Annotated in this window: 14 protein-coding genes and 1 pseudogene; 5 read left to right on the top strand and 10 right to left on the bottom strand. The window is 55.3% G+C overall.

Annotation, left to right across the window (positions count from 1 at the left end; genetic code table 11):
• Positions 1-20 precede the first annotated feature (20 nt).
• The 4 genes and pseudogenes from SV7mr_RS00835 to SV7mr_RS00825 all read right to left on the bottom strand — a co-directional run bounded on the left by SV7mr_RS00835 (position 21) and on the right by SV7mr_RS00825 (position 7686).
• The gene (locus SV7mr_RS00835) at positions 21-1502 is read right to left on the bottom strand and encodes a sulfatase family protein (protein WP_419188512.1); all 1482 of its coding nucleotides are present in this window, start codon (positions 1500-1502) and stop codon (positions 21-23) included.
• A 171-nt stretch (positions 1503-1673) separates the two neighbouring features.
• Positions 1674-2279: pseudogene (locus tag SV7mr_RS24975) on the bottom strand (3-keto-disaccharide hydrolase); the annotation flags it as partial.
• A 339-nt stretch (positions 2280-2618) separates the two neighbouring features.
• On the bottom strand, positions 2619-5372 hold the full coding sequence (locus tag SV7mr_RS00830; RefSeq protein ID WP_145268336.1) for a hypothetical protein: 2754 nt from the start codon (positions 5370-5372) through the stop codon (positions 2619-2621).
• Positions 5373-5766: 394 nt separating this feature from the next.
• Positions 5767-7686 carry a response regulator gene (locus SV7mr_RS00825; protein WP_145268334.1) on the bottom strand — a complete coding sequence of 640 codons (1920 nt, stop codon included), beginning with the start codon at positions 7684-7686 and terminating at the stop codon, positions 5767-5769.
• A gap of 549 nt (positions 7687-8235) precedes the next feature.
• Between SV7mr_RS00825 and SV7mr_RS00820 the strand changes: the two genes are divergently transcribed.
• Both SV7mr_RS00820 and SV7mr_RS00815 read left to right on the top strand, forming a co-directional pair.
• Positions 8236-9219: a sugar phosphate isomerase/epimerase family protein gene (locus SV7mr_RS00820; protein WP_145268332.1), complete on the top strand. Its 984-nt coding sequence runs from the start codon at positions 8236-8238 to the stop codon at positions 9217-9219.
• A gap of 96 nt (positions 9220-9315) precedes the next feature.
• Complete coding sequence (locus SV7mr_RS00815) at positions 9316-11493, top strand: M3 family metallopeptidase (RefSeq protein ID WP_419187933.1); 2178 nt, start codon at positions 9316-9318, stop codon at positions 11491-11493.
• A gap of 103 nt (positions 11494-11596) precedes the next feature.
• Here the strand turns inward: SV7mr_RS00815 and pyk are convergent, their stop codons facing one another.
• On the bottom strand, positions 11597-13042 hold the full coding sequence (pyk, locus tag SV7mr_RS00810; protein ID WP_473163666.1) for a pyruvate kinase: 1446 nt from the start codon (positions 13040-13042) through the stop codon (positions 11597-11599).
• A 140-nt stretch (positions 13043-13182) separates the two neighbouring features.
• Here pyk and SV7mr_RS00805 point away from each other — a divergent pair, with 140 nt between their 5' ends.
• Complete coding sequence (locus tag SV7mr_RS00805; RefSeq protein ID WP_145268330.1) at positions 13183-15285, top strand: DUF5722 domain-containing protein; 2103 nt, start codon at positions 13183-13185, stop codon at positions 15283-15285.
• Positions 15286-15332: 47 nt separating this feature from the next.
• Here the strand turns inward: SV7mr_RS00805 and SV7mr_RS00800 are convergent, their stop codons facing one another.
• Both SV7mr_RS00800 and SV7mr_RS00795 read right to left on the bottom strand, forming a co-directional pair.
• Entirely contained in the window at positions 15333-16217 is an 885-nt protein-coding gene (locus SV7mr_RS00800; RefSeq protein WP_145268329.1) for a hypothetical protein, read from the bottom strand.
• A 284-nt stretch (positions 16218-16501) separates the two neighbouring features.
• Positions 16502-17578 (bottom strand): ferrochelatase, encoded by a 1077-nt coding sequence (locus tag SV7mr_RS00795; protein WP_145268327.1) that lies wholly within the window; start codon positions 17576-17578, stop codon positions 16502-16504.
• Between the two features lie 368 nt (positions 17579-17946).
• Between SV7mr_RS00795 and SV7mr_RS00790 the strand changes: the two genes are divergently transcribed.
• Both SV7mr_RS00790 and SV7mr_RS00785 read left to right on the top strand, forming a co-directional pair.
• Positions 17947-19419, top strand: coding sequence for a sulfatase family protein (locus tag SV7mr_RS00790; RefSeq protein ID WP_145268325.1), 1473 nt, complete (start codon positions 17947-17949; stop codon positions 19417-19419).
• Positions 19420-19674: 255 nt separating this feature from the next.
• The gene (locus SV7mr_RS00785; protein WP_145268323.1) at positions 19675-20718 is read left to right on the top strand and encodes a hypothetical protein; all 1044 of its coding nucleotides are present in this window, start codon (positions 19675-19677) and stop codon (positions 20716-20718) included.
• Between the two features lie 261 nt (positions 20719-20979).
• Here the strand turns inward: SV7mr_RS00785 and SV7mr_RS00780 are convergent, their stop codons facing one another.
• From SV7mr_RS00780 to SV7mr_RS00770, 3 genes are all read right to left on the bottom strand, one after another.
• Complete coding sequence (locus SV7mr_RS00780) at positions 20980-21342, bottom strand: hypothetical protein (protein WP_145268321.1); 363 nt, start codon at positions 21340-21342, stop codon at positions 20980-20982.
• Between the two features lie 234 nt (positions 21343-21576).
• Positions 21577-22614 carry a hypothetical protein gene (locus SV7mr_RS00775; RefSeq protein WP_145268319.1) on the bottom strand — a complete coding sequence of 346 codons (1038 nt, stop codon included), beginning with the start codon at positions 22612-22614 and terminating at the stop codon, positions 21577-21579.
• A 296-nt stretch (positions 22615-22910) separates the two neighbouring features.
• Positions 22911-23492: a MiaE family protein gene (locus SV7mr_RS00770; protein WP_145268317.1), complete on the bottom strand. Its 582-nt coding sequence runs from the start codon at positions 23490-23492 to the stop codon at positions 22911-22913.
• Between the last annotated feature and the right edge of the window lie 13 nt (positions 23493-23505).

The raw sequence follows: 23505 nt of genomic DNA, 5'->3' as shown, positions 1-23505 counted from the left end.
GCGGCGACGGGATTCCGTTTCTACGGACGCTGGTCCCACAGTCGATAGGGATCGTCAAGCTGTTTCATCTGCTTGAGCAACAAGGCTTCCATCTCCTGGCGTTGCTTTTGGTACCGAGGGTCTTCCGCCAAGTTCACTTGATTCGCCGCTGGCTTGACTCCGGTGAGCGAAATCATGGACTCGCGATGATGTTGCTCAATGAATTCGTTCGGATTGTCCGCCAAATTGAACAGCTGAGTTTGTCGAACCTGTCCGTCCATCACGTCGTACTTGATCAGCTTCCAATCGCCTTTGCGAACACAGCGCATGCCTGGCTTGGTGCCTCCGCAATAGACACCGTACAGCGTTTGGCGCACGGTTTCTTGCTGCCCCATCAGCACGGGCTTAAAGCTCTGGCCTTCGTTGGTCTTCGGAGCGGCCACGCCAGTCAAGTCGCACATCGTGGCCAGCACGTCCATCAAGTAAACATTGCCAATGGCGCGTTTCCCCTGGGGGATTCCCGGTCCGGAAACAATCAGCGGGACGCGCCACGTGTGCTCATACAGATTTTGCTTCCCCTGCAAGCCATGTCGACCGATGGCCATCCCATGATCGGCTGTGTAGAAGATATAGGTGTTGTCCAGCTCTCCCATCGCTTCGAGTTTTTCGAGAACACGGCCGATTTGCACATCGATGTTTTCCCCACAGGCGAACTGTCGACCGATTTCATTGCGAATCGTGCGTTCGTCGCGTTTCTCCCAAACCCCTTTGACAGCCACTTCATCGCGCAGGTTTGGATGCCCATGATGGAAGGGATGCTGATCAAGATAATTTGCCGGCAGTGGCGGCTGCTTGTCATTGGCCGGTGGCAATTGATTGCGATCAGTGTGATTGACGGCACCATACTTTGCGTTCAGCTCTGGCTTTCCATCGCGTGTGTCGTGCGGATGGGAAAACCCAAAGTAAATCAGGAATGGATCTTCGTCTTTGGTGCCTTGCCGTTGATCGAGATACTCCAGGACTCGCTCGGCATGCCAGGCGCTTCCCGTTTCATCAGTCCCGCCACGCTTGGTCGCTTCATGGACGACCTCAAAAAGTTGATTCGCCGCCGCGTAGCTATTGCCCTTTTTGCAGGTCCGCATGGTGTCGTAGCCAGCATTCTTGAACACCATCGGCATGGTGAATTGAGCCAAATCGGCGGGAGCTAAATCCGGTGTCGCATCAGCAGCACTGTTCTTTCTGGTTTTTCGTTTGGGCAGATGCCAAACACTGCGTCCGCTCATGATCATGTGCCGCGACGGAGTGCAAACCGCCCCTACATTCGCGCCCATGTGATAGGCACCGTCGACCACAACCCCGCGTGCTGCCAGTCGATCCAGGTTGGGTGTTTCGAGTGTGGACTGAGGATCATAAAGCTTCAAATCGAAGGGCGACTGATCATCGGCGAGGATAAAAAGAACATTGGGTGATTTGCGTTTGGCCGAGACAAAGGTTTGCTTGCTCCCACTTGTCGACGGCTGCAGGTTGCTTTGATCGTTCTTATCTTGCTGTGCTTTCCGCTGCGCCTCCTGGCGGCGTTTCATGATCCCTTGAACTTTCTTCAGTTCTTCAGCGCGAGCAGCCGGGGGGATCTTGGCCGGTTGAACGACTTGATGCTCAATCGCCTCATTGGGGGGAATCTCACGCAAGGTGATTTGGCGGAACCAAACCGGGTCGCCGTGGTCTTGAAGACTCAGGAAGGCACCGCGTGCGGCGAGATCACCGCCCCGTTTGCGCAGCAAATCAACCTCATCAGCCCACTGCGGATCTTTGTAGTCAAAGTCGATGACCTTGTGACCGTTTAGCCAATGCTGAATCACGCTTCCTTTGCAAACGATTCTGGCTTGATTCCACTGACCGATCGCGGCGGTGCGATCTTCCGAGGGCGCCATGCAAAAATAAAGTGACGCGGCAGTTGTGCGAGGATTGGTGCCGTTGCTGTGACGCTGGTTGTCCAGAATCTGGTACTCGTACTGGCCCGGGCGATAGTAGACCCCGCTGTTGCTTCCCTGAGCGACCTTCCACTGAAAGCGCAGTTCGAAGTCATCAGGAATCTTTTTCTCGGTGTAGACCAGCGAACCGCCGGGCTTGATGCGTGCAACGGCATCCTCTTGAATCTGCCAATTCCCGGCGTGTTTCCAGCCCTGCAAGGAACTGCCATCGAATAAAACCTGTACATCACCCGGCTGCTGAGCCAAAACAGAAGGTGAGGCACCAAGACCAAGCGTGGCCGCAAACAAGACAAACAGAACGCGATTCATGAGTGGGCGCCGAACTGGGGAAGGAATCAGAAGGAGAAGACGCCGTCATCATGACGGCACAGGCGACGCATTGTAATTCATCGCACAGAACTTCTCTTCCCCCTCGGTCAGATCGCCAGCAAAGATCAGCAGGCGGGACGCGGGGTTTCCTGAACGGGGCAGGATTTGCCCGGGCCCACAATTAATCGGCACAGCGTTCAATCGGCACAGCGTTCAATCGGCACAGCGTTCAATCGGCACAGCGTTCAATCGGCACAGCGTTCAATCGGCACAGCGTCCAATTGGCCAGGGGCTCGCGTTGCAAGGCAACTGGCGAGATCCCTCACTCGTTTCCGCTGCTTATTGACGCTGCACAGGTCGACCAGCGATTGCGGTTGGAATCCAGGGCGTTCCCGCTCGGAAGACCCTTTGATGGTACATGGCCATCGATCGCAGCGCATGTCCCTTGGGACCGATGCTCCACTCGTGACCGAGATCGGACCCCATCGCCCGAGCTAGATAGCTGACAGCGGCGACCAGGCGTTGATCTTGCAGTTGATCATCGGGAAGCACGGTCAGCAACCACTCCACCAAATGGCCGGTGGTTTGAACTTTCCGATCACGATCACCGTTGTCATCACGGCCTTCGAACCAACGTGTGCTCATTGAACCATCTCGGTTCTGTAGCGAGAACGCATATTTCACGAAGTCATCGACGTACTTTTCAGCACGCAACCACTGCCCGGTCAGGGGCTTGCCTTCAGCGCGGCGTTTTCGCAGTGCATGAGCGTAGCCCATCAACCGGTGAGTTCCCCCACAGGCAGCACCGACGACCGGCTGCCTTAGCTCTTCGGCAATCAAGCGTTCAAAATCCCAACGCTGTCCATCCGCGGCCACCCAAGAGGCGTCCGTATCAAGATAATGGGACAATCCGATCAGCGTGAACGTCAGCTCTTCGCCACGCTTGCAGCCTTTTTGTTCGGCCTCGATCAAGTCCGCGACCGAGAACGCTTTCCCACTAGCATACAACGGGTATTCCGCAGGCACGTTGCACATGCCCAACACGGCAAGGAATTGCCCTTGGTGACCCTGCAGGCCAACGCCCGTGCGTGCTTTGAGGCCCTTTGAGTCAAGGGTCAGTAAGCGCTGTCCGCGACAAACGTTGTTGCCAGCAATCCAAGCGATCGCGTTGTAGCGTTTTCGGCCAACTTGCACATTGGTTTGTGCGCCGTAGACCATCACGGAATGCATCATGCCCCAGTTACTGCGACCGTTTGCCGATTCGGGACGGTTGTAAAAGTAATTGAGCGCCCGCTCCATCGTCCGTCGCAAGTTATTGACAGAGCGCGAAACCTGAATCGGTTTTAATGGATAACCGGCATAGTCTAAAGCTCCATACTGGGTCGATGTAGGAGTCGGCTGAATCGGCTTGGCAGCAACACTGGCATCGGCGGTCAAGTCCCCTGCGACGGCTGGAGTCTGCTTCGCAGGCTTCGTCAATGGCTTCGCTGATTTGGGTGCAATGGTATCCATTGCTCGCTGCTTGGGCTCCGCACTCCCTTGAGTAGCGGAGGACCCTTTGGGGACAGGAGCCAGTTTCAAACCATCGATGGGCGTCAGTTTACCAGGTGCAAGCGGTTCGTTGATCGATTTGATCACCGGCCTGGCTGCGGCACCGTCAGTCGGTTTCCGTGCAACCTTGGCTTCTGGATCGGAATCCTTGGGCTGCAACCCCATGCTTGGCGTCGATTTGCTCGGATCCGTTGCCGCCCCTCGATCGCTCAGATGCTCTGTCGTGGACGGCTTATCGCCCAACTGCGCCGAAGCTACGTTCTTGGAACCCGCTGGCGCGGTCGCGCTCTGATCTTCTGGCTTGGCCTGCGATTTGGGCGTGGCTTGTTCGGAATCGCTTGACTTGGTTTGATCTGCACTAGGTGCAGGCTGATTGCGACCGATCCATTCTTGAACCGTTGGCCCGTCACCCTGCTCACTCGGTCGATCCTGGTCTGCCAGCGGTTGCTGAGGCAACGTTGCGATCGGTTCGGCTGACACCGAATCGGATTCAGTCGACGCGGGCTGGTCGCGGTTCGCAGCGTCGGGACCTGCGATTGGAGAGACAGGAATCGTCGACTGGCTAGCGTCAACGTTTTCACGTGTGGGCGTCAATCTCCGTTGACTGACTTGCGGCAATGGCTCTGGATCCCGCAGTGGGGCCAGCCGATTCTGCATGTCTCGCGTCACCCATTTGCCTTCCTGACGAACCGGTTGGAATCCATCGCGATTCAGGGGGCGAACCTGTTGAGACAGGGTTGGTGATGGAGGCGGAAGCTCTGGCAAACCCTCCTGTCCTAAACCCGCTTGCCCATCAAGCACACGGTCACCGGGGGGACTCAGCTGCGGACGCTTCAATGGATACGCCACCGACTTGGCGGGCAATTGCCCATCACTGGCCAGTCTTGCCTTCGGTAACATCGCAGCGTCAGACGGCTGAGACGCTGGATTGGCGTCAGCCGATTGAGACAGCGACTCCTGCTGCGCGGATCCAGCCTGTTGATCAACCGTGACATTGCCTGCACCGGAGGGCGGCAGCATTTCCGGCTGGTCGGGTTGTGATTCTTCAGCGACGACAGGACCGACTGGCTTTGCGCGACCAGCGGGGGCTGGCTTTGGACCTGAGTCGTGAGAACGTTTTGTCCAGCTCGCGTCGATCGGCTGCGCCTGCTGCCCTTGAGGCGTCAACGGAACCGTTTGCTTGGCGGCCGTCGCAGTGGATGCAGCCGCCTCCACATGCTCCGTCCCTGTTTTCGATGGCGACGGATTCGCTTTCGCGATCACCGCGGCAGGCTGAGCTGCAGTTGCTGGCGGAGCGACAGGCGGCTGCTTGGCAACCTCGCTTTTGAGGCCCGATTCCTGGTTGCTCGCATTTTGGCCGCTTGAGTCGTCAGCACCGGTGTTTTGGGGCGCCCGAAGGACGAAACCATCACGGGCTTCATCAGCACCACAGCAGTCGCGCTGGGCCGATTCTAGGCCGATTGCACCAGGCACAAACGCGACGCCAGTGACCAAGGCGATGATCACAGCTCGCGACAGTCGCCGTGCTCGGGCAGATGACAATTTCTTGGAACGGCAGGGGTCAGTCTTCTTCAACAGCACTACGATGCTCCGTCGATGGCAGGGTAACAATCACTGCTATCGGAAGCTTTGAGCTGGAAATTCACATCGATCCAATCAGGAAAACTAGGATACTAACTACTGCAAACTGGGCAAACTTTACCGATCGCAATCTCGTCCTTTGCGGAATTCTGGCCGAATTGACTCATGCAAAATTTGCTGAATTCTTTCACGCCCACAGGATTTTTGCTGCATTTTCGCAGTGGATACAGGCATTCACTGCTTTGAAGATCTCCGGGTTCGCGAGGGCATTGCGAGCCGCATTGGTGCGTGCAAGCACGCGCCCGACGAAAACAATCCCAGTTGCAAGGCGCGTGGGTTGCCGTGGCTCATCTGGCTAGCCCCGAGACTGCTGCAGCGTTTGCTGCACGACTTTGAGAAGTTCGTCGGGTTGAAATGGCTTGCGCAAAACGGGGCATCCTTGGGGCAAACCGCCGCCTTGCTCTGATCCTGGCGCGTGTCCGGTGCAGAAGATCACTGGCAGATCCGGACAGAGGCGATGAATCTGTTGCTCCGCTTGAGTTCCCGTCAGGTTGGGCATCATGACATCCATGACAACGAGGTCAAGTTCATCGGCGTGCTGAGTCACCATTTCGACCGCGTTGGGTCCATCACTGGCCAGCAAAACACGATGCCCCATTGATTCCAGGATCCGCTTGCTTACCTGTTGGAGCAAATGCTCGTCATCAGCGACCAGAATGTTAGCGCCTTGGGATTCCACTCGATCAACTCCGACGGCATCAGATCGATCGTTTGACTGCGGACCATCTGATTCTGGTTGTTCAAATGCATCCGCCTGCTGGACGGGGAGATAAATCTTGAAGGTGGTTCCTTTGCCAACCTCGGAATCGACGTCAATATGACCTTTGTGTTGCTTGATCAAACCGTATGCCATGGCCATGCCCAAGCCTGTCCCAGCTCCGATCTGTTTGGTGGTATAGAATGGTTCAAAAATCCGTCGCTGGACTTCGGGTGACATCCCTGCACCGGTGTCGGTGATGTAGATGCAAACGAACAGACCGGGACTGAGATTCTGATCGACGCGGCAGTAGTTGTCGTCAAGATACGCGTTGTCGGTTGAGATAAACAACTGACCAGCACCATCCATTGCGTCGCGTGCATTGATGATACAGTTCAACAGCACCTGCTGTAACTCGGTCGCATCAGCGTGGACGGTCGGTTTTTCTGCCCCCAAACAATGTGCCATGGTGATTCGTGAACCCACCAAGGGCTCCGCCAATCCGATGATCTCGCCAACGACTTGATTGACGTCCAAATCGCCAAACTGCAAATTCTTTTGCCGACTGAACCCCAACAGCTTACGAGTCAAAGAGGAAGCGCGTTTGGCAGCGATGGCAACCGATTCCAGGTCTTTGCGCATTGGATCCAACGGTTTGCAAGCATCCAGAGCAAACTGATTGAAGGATTGAATGATCTGCAACAGATTATTGAACTCGTGAGCCACTCCTCCTGCCAGACTTCCGATCGCTTCCAGTTTTTGCGATTCGCGAAGCTGCTTTTCTTTTTCAAGAAGCTGCTTTTGGACCCGCTCCCGCTGCGTCATTTGAGCGCGAATCTCACGGGTCTTCTGCGCCACGGCTTTTTCTAAATCTTGAACCACTTCACGCGACAGATTTGCCAACCGCCATTTTTCTGTCAGCGATGCCGCGATCTGACTGACCTCTGCAGGATCAAAGGGCTTGCGCAGGATCAGTAGCTGATCACTGTGCCCCAGACGCTGGGCGATCTCTTCCCACGAATGTGACGAGTAAGCCGTGCAGATCAGCACCTGCAAATGAGGATCAACCTCCCACAGCTTTTGAATGGTTTCCACGCCATCCCAACCGGGAGGCATGCGCATGTCGACAAAGGCAGTGCTAAAGGGTCGACCCATGCGCACCGCGTCGCGCACCATCTCATAGCCGTCTTTTCCCTGAAAGGCAGAGTGCAGTTCGTAACGTGGCTGAGAGTCCTTGCCTGCTTGAATTTCCCGACCAACGTCTCCGCCTAAAATCTCCATTTCCAGGTCAGCCAAACGTGCCCCCGCGTTGGCTGCTGGACGGCCATCCAAGATCTTGTGAAAGTCATCATGGATCGCGGTGTTATCATCAATGATGATAATTTTCGGTGGATCATGATCGCCTGGTGACGAAGCGGGCTGATCGCCAGCGATCTGTGGCACAGCATGCTGACCCAAGTGCAGTCCCGCTTCAATGGGATCATTCTGATGCAGAGAGTTGGTCGTACTGGAACTCATCCGAACTTTCTTGATGGCGTTAGTTGCGGTCTTGGCGACCAAACCAGCTTTCGTTCAACTCAGCACGGTTGCGTTGCACGAAAACGGGCTCAGGAACCTGACGCGGGGCACAGTGCGTCAAAGCGAGACACTGCCGCTTTAGAGTATTGCTTGACGAGCCTGCGCTCACACGCTGGGAAAACCGACGCCATCGGCCCAGCACCGGATTGAGGGATATCCGCCATCAACAAGCTACATAACCACAACAATTCATCCCCACCAGGCACCGCCACAAGCCTGATGATAAGCGGAGGCGTCCTGCGAACGGAAGGGACCGGCGGACGCTTACAGACAAGGGCAATTCAACACCAGTTGGTGAACGATTCTCAGCAATCAGCTAGAATGAGCGAACCAACCTTCGATGGTCGCCTAACCAAGTGATACAGTACCGCAACGCTCGCCTGATTTGATTCCAACTTTTGCCAAACGATCCCCAATGCATTGACCCGAGCATCGGTCAGCCTCCATCGTTTCCGATTCCATTTTATCCGCGCACAGGTTTGCCCCATCATGTCTGCACGACCCGAAAACCGGTCACCCCAGAACACACTGAAACGACGTTCATTCGTGGGTGCCGCCGCCGCGGCCTCGGCGGTTGCCATGAGTTCAACCATTCATCCTAACGCTGCCACCGCTGAGCCAAAAACACCGGCCAAGGCTTCCAAGCCCAACCCGATCGCCGTGAGCACCTATTCCTACTGGCGTTACCGCAAAGATTCCAAACTATCGATTGAACAGTGCGTGGACCTGGCGGCGGAATCGGGGTTTGATGCCGTCGAGATTTTGCATGTACAAATGCAAGACGAATCCAATGCGACCTTGCAACGAATCAAGCAGCGTGCCTTCCGCCATGGACTTTCGTTATGCGGTTTTTCCACACACCAATCGTTCGTCTTTCCTGATGCCGAAGAACGCAAAAAGAATATCGAACACACCCAGCACTGCATCGAACTGGCTTACGCGTTAGGCATTCCAACGATTCGCATCAACACCGGTCGCTGGGGCACCTCAAAGAACTTTGACGAATTGATGGCCAACAAAGGCATCGAGCCTCGTTTGGAAGGCTACACCGACGAGGAGGGCTTCAAGTGGGTCGAAGACAGCATCCAAGAATGCCTCGCGACCGCCGAAAAATGTGGCGTTGTTCTGGGACTGGAAAATCACTGGGGGCTGGGCCGTACCGCCGAAGGAGTCCTGCGGATCATCAATGCCATCGACTCACCTTGGTTACGAGCCACGTTAGACACCGGGAATTTTCTTGAAAATCAATACGCCCAGTACAAACAACTCGCACCCGAAGCGGTCTTCGTGCAAGCCAAAACATACTTTGGCGGCGGCACCTGGTACACGCTGCCGATCGACTACGACCGCGTCGCTGAAATCCTGAAGGCGGTTGATTACAAGGGCTATATCTCGCTGGAATTCGAAGGCAAAGAGCAGCACGAAACCGCGATTCCCAAAAGCCTGGAAATGCTTCGCAAAGCATTCGCGTAACGGTTCCAATCTCCCGTGCCAATCAAGCGGGCACGGACGATCACACATCCCACCACTCTGATCGCTCGCGCGATTTCGCTTACCTCAGGCAACGCGATGAAACGAATTCACTTGATCCTCAAAACGTCGATCCTGTTCGCCATGGCAGCCTGCCATCTGGACACGACGGTTGCACAAACCACTCCACAAACCTCAACAACTAACCAACAAACTGCGCAAATGTCTGACTCTGTGTTACTGAAGCCATGGACCGGCCCTTACGGAGGCGTTCCGCCCTGGGACTTGGTTCGCCCCGACGAATTTGTGGAGGCCTTCGAGACGGTGATTCAACAAACCCAGGAGAAGATCCAAGCGATCGCCGAGAATCCAGACGCGCCAACGTTCGAAAATACGATCTTGGCCATCAAGAACGCCAATGAACCCATGGACCGATTGGACTCCATCTTTGGTGTCTATTCGTCAAATCTGAACCTCGGCCCAGTGGGCGACATCGAACGAGTGATCGCGCCCAAACTCTCGGCACACTCTGACTGGGTTTACCAGAACGAAAAACTGTTCCAGCGCTTGGAAACGCTGGCCAGCGAGGAAAACCTGAACAAGCTTGAAGCTGATCAGCGCCGACTGGTCGAGAAACGCCATCAGAATTTCATTCGTCGTGGAGCACGATTGAATTCGTCAGACAAAGCAAAGCTCGCTCAGATCAACTCTCAGCTCGCTCGGCTGTTCACTGACTTTAGCCAGAACGTTCTTGAGGACGAAAAGAATTACATCACTTGGATCGCCGACCAAACCCAGCTCGATGGTTTACCAGAAAGCATTGTGTCGGCCATGAAGCGAACCGCGAAAGAAAACGGCAAACCCGATCAGTGGGCCATCACAAACACTCGATCGTCGATGGATCCCTTCTTGACCTACGCCAAGGATCGCGGGCTGCGAGAAGACGTCTGGCGAACCTATTACAACCGTGGCGACAACGGGGATGAATTTGACAACAACAAAATCATTACGGAAATCTTAGGCCTTCGCCGACAACGAGCGAAACTGCTCGGCTACCCCACCCATGCCCACTGGCGGCTTGAAGACACGATGGCGAAAACTCCAGAAGCCACGATGGAACTCATGCACCAAGTGTGGCCTAAAGCGGTCGAACGAGTCGCTGAAGAAGTTGCCGACATGCAAGCCATTGCTGACAAAGAATCCGCCGATGGTGGCGACAAAATCACCATCGCTCCCTGGGACTATCGCTACTATTCGGAAAAAGTCCGCAAAGCAAAATACGACTTGGATCTCACACAGATCAAACCCTACATGCAATTGGACAAGTTGCGTGAAGGCATGTTCTTTGTTGCCAAAGACGTTTTTGGCCTGCATTTCAAACTCGCCCAACCGGTTCCAGTGTTCCATCCGGATGTCACCGTTTACGAAGTCACCGATGATGATGACAATCATGTGGGACTGTGGTACTTTGACCCCTTTGCTCGTGCTGGCAAACGCAGCGGCGCCTGGATGACGGCCTACCGAGTGCAACAAAACTGTGACACAGTCGACACGCCCATCGTCTCGAACAACTCCAACTTTCTACCCGGCAACGAAGGTGAGCCGGTCCTGATTTCCTGGGATGATGCGGTCACTCTGTTTCACGAGTTTGGACACGCGCTGCATGGACTAAGCTCCAAGGTGCGCTACCCGTCACAAGCTGGCACCTCAGTCGCACGCGATTACGTTGAATTCCCCTCTCAGGTGCTCGAGCACTGGCTGGACACGCCAGAAGTCATGCAGACCTACTGCGTGCACTTCGAAACCGGCGAGCCTATCCCACAGGAACTGATCGATAAACTAAAAAAGGCAGCGACTTTTAACCAAGGCTTTGCAACCGTTGAATACTTGGCCAGTGCGATCATTGACATGAAGATTCATACCAGCGACGAACTGCAAATCGATCCGGATCAGTTCGAAAGAGAAACGCTCAAAGAGATCGGCATGCCGGAGGAACTTCCCATGCGACACCGCACCCCTCACTTCGCTCACATCTTTAGCAGCGACGCGTACTCAGCGGGCTACTACAGCTACTTGTGGGCCGATGCGTTGACAGCCGATGCGGCAGAGGCCTTTGAAGATGCTGGCACCTACTTTGATCCAGAGCTTGGCAAGAGCCTCAAAGACAACGTGTTTTCCGTAGGCGACACGATTGACCCTGCAGAGGGCTTTCGCAAGTTCCGAGGCCGCGATGTCGACACCAACGCATTGCTGCGTAAACGCGGCTTTGCCAAGTAGCGTTTGCCTGCGATCGCAGCGAAACTAGAGCATTGGGGCGTGCAAGCACACACCCTACGAAAACTGGAGCATTGGGGCCGCGCTTGCACGCACCCGACAAACCCTACGCGCCGGCTTGACGCAATTGCAACGAGTCGATGATCTGACCGTCAGCCAAGGCATTGGTGATCACAACGAGCCAGCTTTCTGGATCGACAAAGCCACGTTCTCGCAGAAGCTGCAAAGCATTCTGAATGGTCTCTTCAGGGTCGTCAGAGAAATCCATCAAAAACGGTTCCACGCCCCAAGGCAGCAACAACTGATGAAAGGTTGTTGGAATATCCGTGAACGCCAGGATGGGCACTTTGTAAGCGCGTAACGCACCGAGCACGTAAGCCAGGAAGCCACTGCGAGTGAACACAACGACGGCAGAGTTCCCCAGTTCAGCGGCCAAGCTTACCGAGCTCCTGAGCATCTTGGCTTTAGGCGTGTACAAATGGATCGATTCGTTCACTTGAGACCCCACAGATGGCTCGATGCTCTCAATGATCTTTTTCAAGACATCGATGGATTCCAACGGGTAAGCCCCGACCGTGGTTTCACCTGACAACATGATCGCGTCGGCTTGTTCGCGCACGGCGTTGGAGACATCGGAGATCTCAGCACGCGTCGGCATGGGACTGCTAATCATCGACTCCAGCAAATGAGTGGCCACGATCACCGGCTTGCCTTGCTGCATGCAGGCTTCGATCAGCTTGCTTTGCACAATGGGCAAATTCTGAAACGCGATTTCGATCCCAAGGTCACCGCGGGCGACCATGACTGCATCTGTCTCGTGGATGATGGAGTGCATGTTGACGACGCCGGCATGGTCTTCGATCTTGGAGATGATGCGGGCTTCGCTGCCATGACTTTTTAGAAAGTCGCGCAAGGTAACGACATCGGCGGCTTGTCGCACAAACGACAAGGCGACGAAGTCCAACCCGGCTTTGATTCCGGCCAACAAATCGGCTTCGTCTTTCTTTGTCAGGGCAGGCAGCTTGATCAATGTGCCCGGTAAATTGATATGCCTTCGAGAGGTCAGCGTCCCCGGCGTTTCGATCTGCACGGAAACCATGCGATCGCTCTTTTCGATCACAGTGGAATGCAACAAACCACTATCGATCAAGACCTTTGCACCCACCTCCAGATCGTGGGGCAAGTCCGGATAATTAACCGAAACGCGGTAGGATCCTGGCTGGATCACATTGCCTGCGTCCGGATCGATGGCGGCCGAATGGAGCTCCAGTCGGTCACCAATCTGCAATTCAATGTCTTCAGCGACGACCCCGGTCCGCACTTCCGGCCCCTTTACATCCATCATCACCGCCACCTCGCGGTGAACAACTGCTGAGGCCGCTCGAATCTTAGCAATAATCTCTTCGACCCACTGGACTGTACCGTGAGCCATGTTCAGCCGGATCATATCAACACCGGCTGAAATCATCGCCTGTAACTTCTCAGGGGAATCGGTGGCCGGACCGATGGTAGCGATTATTTTTGTATGCCGATACGATTGCACTGCGTTCATGCGATTACCTTCCTTTAGACTATCCCTGGTTAAATCTGCCACCGGTCAATTCCGACTGCCCGCGTGATGCCCTCAAAGAACCTTCGCCCCCGTCAAGAGAACTCGCTGTGAAACATTGGGTCACAATTGGATTGCTGTCGTTGATATTCTGGGCCCCTGCTCTGCTTGCCCAATCCACAACCCCACAATCACTGCGACCGATTCCCCTTGTCTCATTGTTGGCCGGTCGCGGCGTAAATCAAATCACCGTCACGGAGGGTCAGCAGGGTGTTTACCAATTGATCACAACTGGAACAGATCCCTATTTCCAAATAGATCTGCCAGCGTTAAAGCCTGTTTCGCAATCCCAACCACGACCGTGGATCTTGCAACTGGAATACTTTTGCCCAGCTGGGATCAAAAACCTGCAGTGGCGCAGCGGCAAAACTCTCCATTCTCCCCAAGCGGCATCGTTGCCAAACCTGATGCCCGCCGAAGGCTGGACCGAGTACAAAATCAATCTGACGGATCTTGACCCCGATTCTTGTAACTCCATGCGACCGTTCCCCGCTCGCATTGATCTTGGCCAGCAAGCCAACGTGCGACTGCGACTACGCAACGTCCAGGTTCGCCCCATGAGTGACCCAGAATACCAGCAAGTCCAACAAGCTGCTGCGCGAATCGCCGCCAAAGAACAACTTGCGAAAGAAATACAAAACTACCTTCATCGACAATGGCCGGGATCCATCCATCAGTTTCAGCTCCATGGGCAAACAGCCACCCTCCAGGGATCGATCCCGGCAGACAAACAAGGCGATTACTTTCTGGTTCCCCGACTGGCGCATCAGATGAGCGTCTCGCCGGCAAGCCAAGAGGAGCTCGATCAAGCGATCACCGTGCCGATTGATCCCGACGGCAATTGGTCCACAACGATCAAAGCCGCCGACCATCCGGTGCTCTTCCTTGCCGGAAACCGAATGCAGCTTCACCGGCGCGACGAGCACACTTGGAAACCCGTCAGCGAGGCGGTCTATGCCAGCCGACTGCACACCGACACGGGATTGGCGCCAGCACCGAAACTGCAGGCAGCCAAAGGCCTGACATGCATCACGCCGCGTTTTCAAGCACAGCAACTTCGTGACCTTGGCCTCCAGCACGCCAGCGTGAACGCTGCCATTCATTCCCTGATCAGCGACACCCCACATCCCAACTGGCCTGCGGTCACACTGCGAGGCAAACGCTGGTGGCTCAATCCGCAGGCAGTCCATCATCTCGATCACAGCGTGCGAATCGCTCGCGATGCGGGAGCGACCGTCGCCATGATCGTGCTGATCCCCGCCCCTGGCAATCGCGGCCCTGGCAATCCAGCTTCCCTGCTCGCCCATCCGGAATCTGATTCCGCCGGCGCCTATGCGATGCCCAACCTGACCACCAAGCCGGCTGTGGAACGCTACCGCGCCAGCATCGAAGTGCTTGCCCAACGCTACGGCGGCGGCCCAGGAAGCGTCGCCCGCGCCGATCACTGGATCATTCACAATGAAGTCGACTACGGCTGGCAATGGACCAATATGGGTCCACAACCGATGGAGTTGTTCATGGATCACTACGTGCGATCAATGCGGATCGTGCAACAGTCGGTCCAGCAGCACAACCCGCACGCCTACACCTTTATCTCTTTGACGCATCGCTGGAACATCAAAGAGAACGTCCACTGGAAAACCTATGCTCCCAAGGCCATGGTCGAACACTTGATCGACCTTAACCAATGTGAAGGTGATTTCGCCTGGGGCCTGGCCTACCATCCCTATCCCCAAAGCCTTTGGAATGCCAACACCTGGGACGATACTCAGGTTGAAGACCACTTTGAAACCAAACTGATCACGATCAAGAACCTGCAAGTCTTGGATCGCTGGATGCATCAAACCAAGATGCGGCGAAGTGATGGATCGCTCCGCCCTGTGATCTGCAGCGAGCAAGGATTTCACGCCAACCCCGATGATCCTGCTGCCCTAATGATGCAATCGGCAGCGTTGCTGTACACCTGGAAAAAACTTCGCCAATGCCCTTCGATCTTGGCCTTTGACTACCATCGCCCCAACGACCACCCCGGCGAAGGCGGCTTACTGCTGGGGCTGCGTACCTACCCCACCGCCGATGAACCGATCGGCAAAGCCAAGCCCGCTTGGGACACCTACCAAGCGATTGGCACCGAACGCGAACCACAGCTGATCAAGCAATCTCAGCACCTGTGGTCAGGCAAGTAGCACCTTGACGACGACCGGGAATCCACGCCCCATTGCATCCAACCAGATCATTCAACAAATTCTGGGACAGGGTCGCCCATTCTAAGCAGAGCCTCTTCCACGCGATCGTTCACCAGCAGTCGCGGAACAACTTCCTGTTGCGTCAGAGATTCACGAAGTGGCAATTGAATGCTGACGCGATGTTGATCTCGATCAAACGTTGCCGTAACGTGGAATGACTCGCCGTACTCTTCAAGCATCGAACGCTCAATGGCAGCTTCAAGCTGTTGCAGTGCCTGAGCCTGCGAAGGAGACGCTTGAAATTCGCCGACACTGACCGCTTGCTTGGTTGAATCCGCTTCGCTCGCGATGCGATGCATGGGCTTGAACGTCATGACCCCAGAGTCAAATACCAACCCATAGAGCGGTTGGCCGAGTTCGCCAAAGTCATCAATCACCCCACCGCAAGGCATCACCGTTTGCGAGCACCCTGGCTGAAACGGCAAAAAGCCAATGTATCGCCATCCGCACAACCGCTTGCGTCCACAGCGGTCGGCTTTCAGGACCGATTCATAATAACCCAGCGGCACGTTGGTTGCTTTGACAACGAATCGCTGTGTGCTGCCTGACCCCTGAGCCTCGCCACCGGTCAGCGAATACGATGCCGCCGCGCTGGCCAGTTCTGCAATCGCAGCAACGTTCTCATCAAAATTGGAATCCAGGGTTTGGTTGATCGAGGTAAGATTCCAACCATCCTCCAGCTCCACAGAGACCTCAGCACTCCCTAAACCGGGACGGACATCAATCGCATACTCTTCACTAAAGTCCGGCAAATACTGCAAACTGATCGAGACCGCTTCGCCGGTGTAATGCTGGCTGGTCACTTTATCTTTGGTGACCTGCTGTGGCGCGGCCTGCACCAATAGATAGGGCTTGGGACGATAGTAACGCACGCCGCTTGCATCCGGTGCGGGGTGACGCCGCACGCGCACACTAGGACCGCAGCCTATCAACACAACTGCGATCAATCCAAAGGTAACTGTCCGCAACACAACCAACCCTCCCTTGTTGCTGTGATCATCAACTACAATGAGGGTGATCGGACACTTCGTCCTTGGTGGTCCAGGACAACAACAAGAACTGGATTAGCCGGAGCAATGCGGCAAAGCTGCCCGACCGGCAAAGTCACTGTCGCGATGCCAGGCGGTTGCCGTGCAATCACAACAGCAAAGTCGGACTAAGTTCTTGGTGGTGGCCGGCGTGGGGTGTAGGTGCAACAATCGACCGGACAAACGTCATGCCAGGGACCAAGGTCGCCCATTGCCCGCCGCTGATCGAGCTGGCCGATGCGTTCTTGCACCAGTTCACGGATCATGCCGACGAAGGACGGGTGCACACCGACGGTCGCGGCGCGGCTCATTTGGATGCCTCGTTCCTTGCACAACGTTGCGGCTTCGTCATCCAAGTCATACAGCACTTCCATGTGATCGCTGATAAACCCAATGGGCACGATCACCACATGCGAAAGCTTTGACGCCTCGTCCAGCGTTTCAATGCGATCACAGATATCTGGCTCCAGCCAAGGTTGCTGTGGCGGACCGCTGCGGCTTTGATAAACCAGTTCCCAGTCGGTCACGCCCAGCTGACTGGAGATCAAACCGGCGGTGTCGGTCAATTGTTTAACATAGTCACAATTGTCCGACATCGAATTGGGAATGCTGTGTGCGGTGTACAAGACTTTGGCTTGGTCCGCTCCGACGCCAAGCTCAGCCAGCGAATGCCTCACGCCGTCGCAGATGGCATCGATAAAACTTGGGTGATTGAACCCCATGCGGACCTTTTCCACCAAGGGAGCATCCGGGCCGACGGCTTCGCGTGCTTCGATGATGTTTTCGCGATACTGACGACAACCGCTGTAGCAGCTAAACATGCTGGTAAAGAATGCCAGCGACCGCTTGCAGCCATCATCCTTCATCTGCTGGAGCGTGTCAGCAAACAAAGGTTTCCAGTTGCGATTGCCCCAGTAGACGGGCAGATCAATTCCGTGAGAGGACAATTCCGCTTTGATCGCCTCCAGCAGTTCCCGATTCTGCTGATTAATCGGGCTGACACCGCCAAACTTTTGGTAGTGCTCGGCGACCTCCAGCATGCGTTCGCGGGGCACATTTTTGCCGCGCAAGACGTTTTCCAAGAATGGAATCACGTCATCGGGCCCCTCTGGTCCACCGAAGGAAACCAGCAAGAGCGAATCGTAGGGCAGTTCTTGATGCTTGTCCGCCAGAGTTTGGCTGGCGGCTGGGGTTTCGTCACTCATTGATACTCAACTTGGTTCTCAACGTCATCAAATAGTTTGGTTCCAGCAGCCGCATTCAGCAGCCGCATTCAGCAGATGCATTCAGCAGATGCATTCAGCAGATGCATGCTGGCAAAAATCGCCTGGCGATCGGCTCCCGCAGCGACTCAACGGGCTTGTACACGTTTGAACACATCGTGCCATCGCAACATCGGCCAACACAGGACTTGGGCGAAGTACCGCAGAATCGTGCTCTGTATCACAGCTAAACCGTCATGATTGGAATATGATAGATGCCCCTTGGCGTGTGAACCGGCAACGCGGCAGACATCCACTCCAATGACCAACTTCCCCACCCTACGCTATCTTCACTGATGGAGCACCCCGCTATGAGACGGCTTCGATGCAAGCTCACCCACTGTCAGGCTAACCTGGAATTACCCTCAATCACTTTCGGCTTCATCTTGGTGGCAATTCTGTTGCTACCGCGACTGGGACTGCAAGCAGAAACGGCTGCCGAGGCACCGCGACCGAACTTTGTCATTATTTTCGCGGATGATCAAGGGTACGGGGACCTGAGCTGCTTTGGTTCGACAAAAATCAAGACGCCAAACATTGACCGCCTGGCCGCTGAAGGTCGCAAAATGACCAATTTCATGGTCGCTTCACCGGTCTGCACTCCTTCGCGCGCCGCGTTACTGACCGGCTGTTACCCCAAGCGAGTTGGCATGCACCAGCACGTGCTCTTCCCGTCCTCCAAAAAGGGACTCAACCCCAGCGAGCACACCATCGCCGATCACCTGCGATCCTTGGGCTATTCAACGGCCTGCTTCGGAAAATGGCACCTGGGGCATCATCCCGAGACCCTGCCACAGCAAAACGGTTTCGACACCTACCTGGGCATTCCTTATTCCAATGACATGAATCATCCGGACAACTCGGGCAAGCCCCGTGTGCCGTCGGATGAGCTATGGAAGAATCCCGAGTCGTGCCTGACGCTCTGGAAAACCCCGTTAATGGAAAACGAAAAGATCATCGAACTGCCCGTCGATCAGCGTACCGTGACCCGACGCTACACGGACAAAGCGATTGATTTTGTGACAGCGAACCAAGACAAACCATTCTTCCTGTACCTGCCTCACTCCATGCCCCACATTCCACTGTATGTGCCGGCCGACGTTTATGATCCCGATCCACAGAACGCTTACACCTGCGTGATTGAACACATTGACGATGAAGTTGGGCGTTTGATGGAAACCATTCGCAAACTGAATTTGAGCGACAATACCTATGTGATCTACACATCCGACAATGGCCCTTGGCTGCAGTTCAAGAACCACGGCGGATCTGCCGGTCCCTTGCGAGCAGGCAAAGGGACAACCTTCGAAGGCGGTCAGCGCGTGCCCTGTGTGGTTTGGGGACCGGGCCGCGTCCCCGCTGGCACTGAGTGCGACCAGCTTTTGGGCACGATTGATCTTTTACCATCGATCGCCAAGATCACCCAGTCCACGCTTCCCAACGATCGCAAAATTGATGGCATGGATGTCTCGGGACTGTTGCACGGTCGCACCGAACAGTCGCCACGAAACGAGTACCTTTATTACACCTCCCAAGGTGCCATCGAAGGCATTCGACAAGACAACTGGAAACTGCTTGTCAAAAAGGGACGTCGCCCCCGCAACAAACCCAAAGCACAACTTCCCCCGCCAGAGATTTTACTGTTCGATTTGACCAAAGATGTTGGCGAACAGAACAATCTGGCTGCTGATCAACAGGACGTTGTACAGCGTCTCCGTCAGCGGATGGAAGAACTGGATGCCAGGATCGCGGACGAAGCCCGCAAGCCATGGGTTAAACCCTAAGGCCATGAGTGATGCAAGCACGCACCCTACGAAAATAATCACGGCGCAAGCCGCGTAGGGTGCCGGGCTTGCACGCACCATCACCTGCGATCCCAGCCCAACTGAAGCATTGGTGCCGGGATTGCACGCACCCTACGAAAACTGCAATCGACGGATCAGACTTGCCGCCAATCAAGCTCGCCTGCTAAACACCAACGGTGCATCATCGCACCACCCGCCATCCATTAGCAGAATACAGAATCCTGGAGCTCGGCCATGTCTCGTTGCCTTCTTGCAAGCTTGATCTTGATGGCGTCGCTGCCTGGATTTGCGGCCGCCCAAGAAACAGGCGTTGCCAATCTGCCTGCCTCTGCACCGAACAGCCAGACGAGCCCCGCAAACGCCCCGAGTGCACCTGGCTGGAAACAGCAACTTGAACGCCGTCAGCTGGGTTTGGCAAAAACCGGCAACCGGGTGCGATTTGAAATCCAATGGTTATCGATCGATGCCAACACGCGGCGCCAACTTTACAAGCTGATTGGCGATGAGAATGTTCAGACCAAACTCCACTCAACCTTCGATGTGGAACCGTCACCGAACTTGACCGCCGTGGCGGATCGGATTCTGCCAAACCCAGAAGCCCCACAGCCTGAGGAACAGACGGCGCGACGGACAAACTCCAGCAATCGCCATCAGGTGGATGCGAACACGATTGTTTCCACCGCAACGATTCAGCCCAGCGATCTAGCCGCGGTCTTGCGGTTGCTGCAATCAGGCCAATACGTCAAAACCATTTCGCGGCCAGTGATCGTCACCAACCTTGGTGAATCCGGTGCTGTTTCGACGACCAATCAAAGTCACTACATGACGGATGTAGAACGCGTGATGGTTGACAACCAGCCAGCGACAGCTGTCCGTTCACGCCCGATCTCTGAAGGCACCTCGCTGCAGGCCAAAGCGGTCACGCTGCCTGGGAACCAGCTGAAGATTGATTTCCAAATGATTCAGCGCAAAACGGCTGAGGTTGATACGCTAGAGGTCTTTGGCGTTGGGTCGAACGACTGCAAAGTCAATGCGATCAAACAGCACTGCCATGCCTTGCAAGTCGGTTCGACAGTGCCCACCAAACACTCGTTGCTGATCGACCCCTACCTTCATGAAAAGATCACTGTGCCCTCCGGCGAAAAGCGCAATGTGTTCACGTCACATGACCTTTACCAGATCATTCTGATCACGCCTCGCATTCAGCGACCGACCGACCCGGGCATGATCTTACCTGCTGAATTTCGCCAATCGATGAAAGAACAGATGAAGCGTTAGCGTGCCGCTGGAATCGAAAGCCGCTCACTGAAATTTGATCAGCGAGTGCCCATCAAAAACGGATTTGGTGCCAGCTTTGTGACGGCACAGGGCATTCGCAATCTGTAGGGGATCAGGTCCCCAGAATGCAGTGCGCCAGAATGCAGTGCGCCAGAGAAAAGCTCCGATCGGCTGTTAGGGCAGATCGCTGTTCAGAGAGCCGCCTGCCAAGGGATCGCTTTACCGCAGCGAACGCCCTTGCCGCGAATGTGCTGGGACAGGCTACTCGGCGGCGTCTGTTTTGCGACGGCGCGCGTCGATGAAACTGCGCACAAAGGCAACCATGGCCAACAGACTGGAAACTTGCATGACCAAGATTCGGCCGATCGCGTCACCGCGGCCACCCTTGACGGCACTCATCAAAGGCATGCACAGCGCCAGCAAAACCACCAAGGTCAACAGCACGGCAATGTGAGCCACCGCTTTGCTTTGGCTACGAACCCCGGTGAAACAGGCGGCAATCAAGACGCCAAAACCAACAGGAATGAGCGCCGTGGGCGAAGGATCTTCCGCTGAAAAATAGCCCCACAATCCCATTGCAATCAACAACACCGCGTTCAACAAGCTGATCAAAGCTGCATTCATCAAAGGGCTCTTCGTCGGGTCCAAAAGATCGGGTCCAAAAGGAAACCAGCGGCAGGTGCCTCTCACCACGAGACGTTCCTCCGCTGACATACATTAGGACAATTCCTCGACGAGACAAGTAGGGCCAGAGGCGTTTGTTTGCCAGAGAACTGCCCTCGCGACGTGACTGGCGGCTCCTAAAATGATCGCCTGGTGTGAAAAAACGGCATCCCGAAGCGACTGGGGACGCCGATTCTACTTGGTGAGGGTTAACAGTTCTTGCTGGGCCTGGTTGTACTGACGCACGGACCGCTGCACTGAATGCGGCAAGCGATCAATCAGGAGCTCTGCTCGTTGATCCAGGTCGCTGCTGATCACTTGTCGATACAGTTTTTCCGATCGAGCCTGATGATCCCATTCCGAAAGCCATTGCTTAACCGCCGGTGTGCTCACCGTTGAAAGTGTTCCCGCTAGTTTGCTGGACCACGTTGGTTGGACATCGACGCTTGCTTGCAACTGACGATCGAACTTTGCCAATGCTCGCGCGGCTTGAGCGGCTTCCACGTCACCGTGCTGATAAAGAGCGACAACAAAGTGCTGTTGGTCCAGAGCGTGAATGCCATGACGCCGGAAAACGCTTTCCTTGACCGACATCGCTTGGACGGAAACATCCAGCACTCCGCCCCGCCATTGACCGGGCACGGCGAACGAGGCCTGGAATCGCTTCTCGCCTTCGAGCACGTTTTGACGCGTCCAGCGAAGCTTGTAGTAAACCCCTTCGCCTCGATCAATGGTTCCCGCCGCAATCACAGCCTGTCGAGGGGCGTGCTGCTGATATTCACTGGCGTCGGATTGCTTGTCATTCCGATCGCTACCGCCATGAATTCGAAACGGATGCATGACGGCATCCACATTCAATCCGATGGTCGATGCCGATTCGTGTTTGGTCGTGATCGCAACGGGACCGACGAATTCTGATTGATACGTTGTTTTCGGCTGATACCCGACCACGGGCGCTGAGTTGCGCATTGAGACACGGACCAGCATGTGATCGATCGGTGGCAAGGCGCGTGTCAGACGGGTGCCTTCCTGATTCCAGATCAACGACAACGGTAAATCGATGTCAATGACGCGGCCTCCCTCGACCGATTCGCCCTCGTTCGCCACTGCCACTCCGGGCAAATCAAAGTGGATCCTCGCGGGCTCGACGGCACTTGCCGAACCACCGGAAAGATGAACCGAGAGCAAGCAAACCAACACCAGCGACTGATAGCCAAACTTCATAACCTTCATCACAGCAACCTCCCTTGAGCCAACCACTTGAACACAACCCGTTCAATGGACTCCGTCCCAATTGCAGCAATGACAGCATTGCATCAGCGGCCCCAACGGCCAGCGATCCCCGATTCCTTCGGCAACAAGGCAAGGCTAACGCGTCGATCGACCAAGGCAATTCAGACCAACAGCACGGCTGCCAAGCCAGCAGGCTTCGCGCGGGCAGAGAGCGCCCGTGAAACTCGTTCACTGCGTTTTGTGCAACCCAAAATCGATCCCGGAAACACAGCCCCTGGCAGCGTGAAACACGAACACTAGCTATGCATGCGAGCCAAGGGGGAACCTTTGGCAATGATTTCTGTTTCCGCTGCGGACAGCTGGTCTAGACGCTGCATCACTTCGTCGCGCGCAGCAAAGTGCTCTGCCAATTGCACATAGGTGGTGTGATGGCGGGCTTCAGATTCAAACAAACTCGCATAGAACTCGGCCAGCTTGGGGTCACGTTCTTTGATGTGCTGTGCCAGCAACTTGAACCGTTCACAGCTACGTGCTTCAATCAACGAAGCGATCAGCAATCGATCGACCGCGCGGTTTGGTTCCTGAGGCCGAGTGAGTGCATTTAGTTCGCGTCCATAGTGCCCGCTGGGCAGACGACAAAACGAGATCTCGCGTTCATCAAGCACCTCCATCACCATGTGATAGTGCTCGAGTTCCTCTTCGATGATGCGCGTCATCTCAACGCACAGCTCACGATTCTCGGTATAGGAATTCATCAGGCTCATCGCTGTGCTGGCAGCTTTTCGTTCGCAATGAGCATGGTCGATCAAGACTTCATCCAAATGCTGATCGACTTGATTGAGCCAGCGTTTGGTGGATTCACTTTGAAGGTGCAACATGATGATTCCGGAT

This window comes from Stieleria bergensis (assembly GCA_007745635.1).
Taxonomy (GTDB): Bacteria; Planctomycetota; Planctomycetia; order Pirellulales; family Pirellulaceae; genus Stieleria; species Stieleria bergensis.
This window is presented reverse-complemented; position numbering and strand designations above follow the sequence as displayed.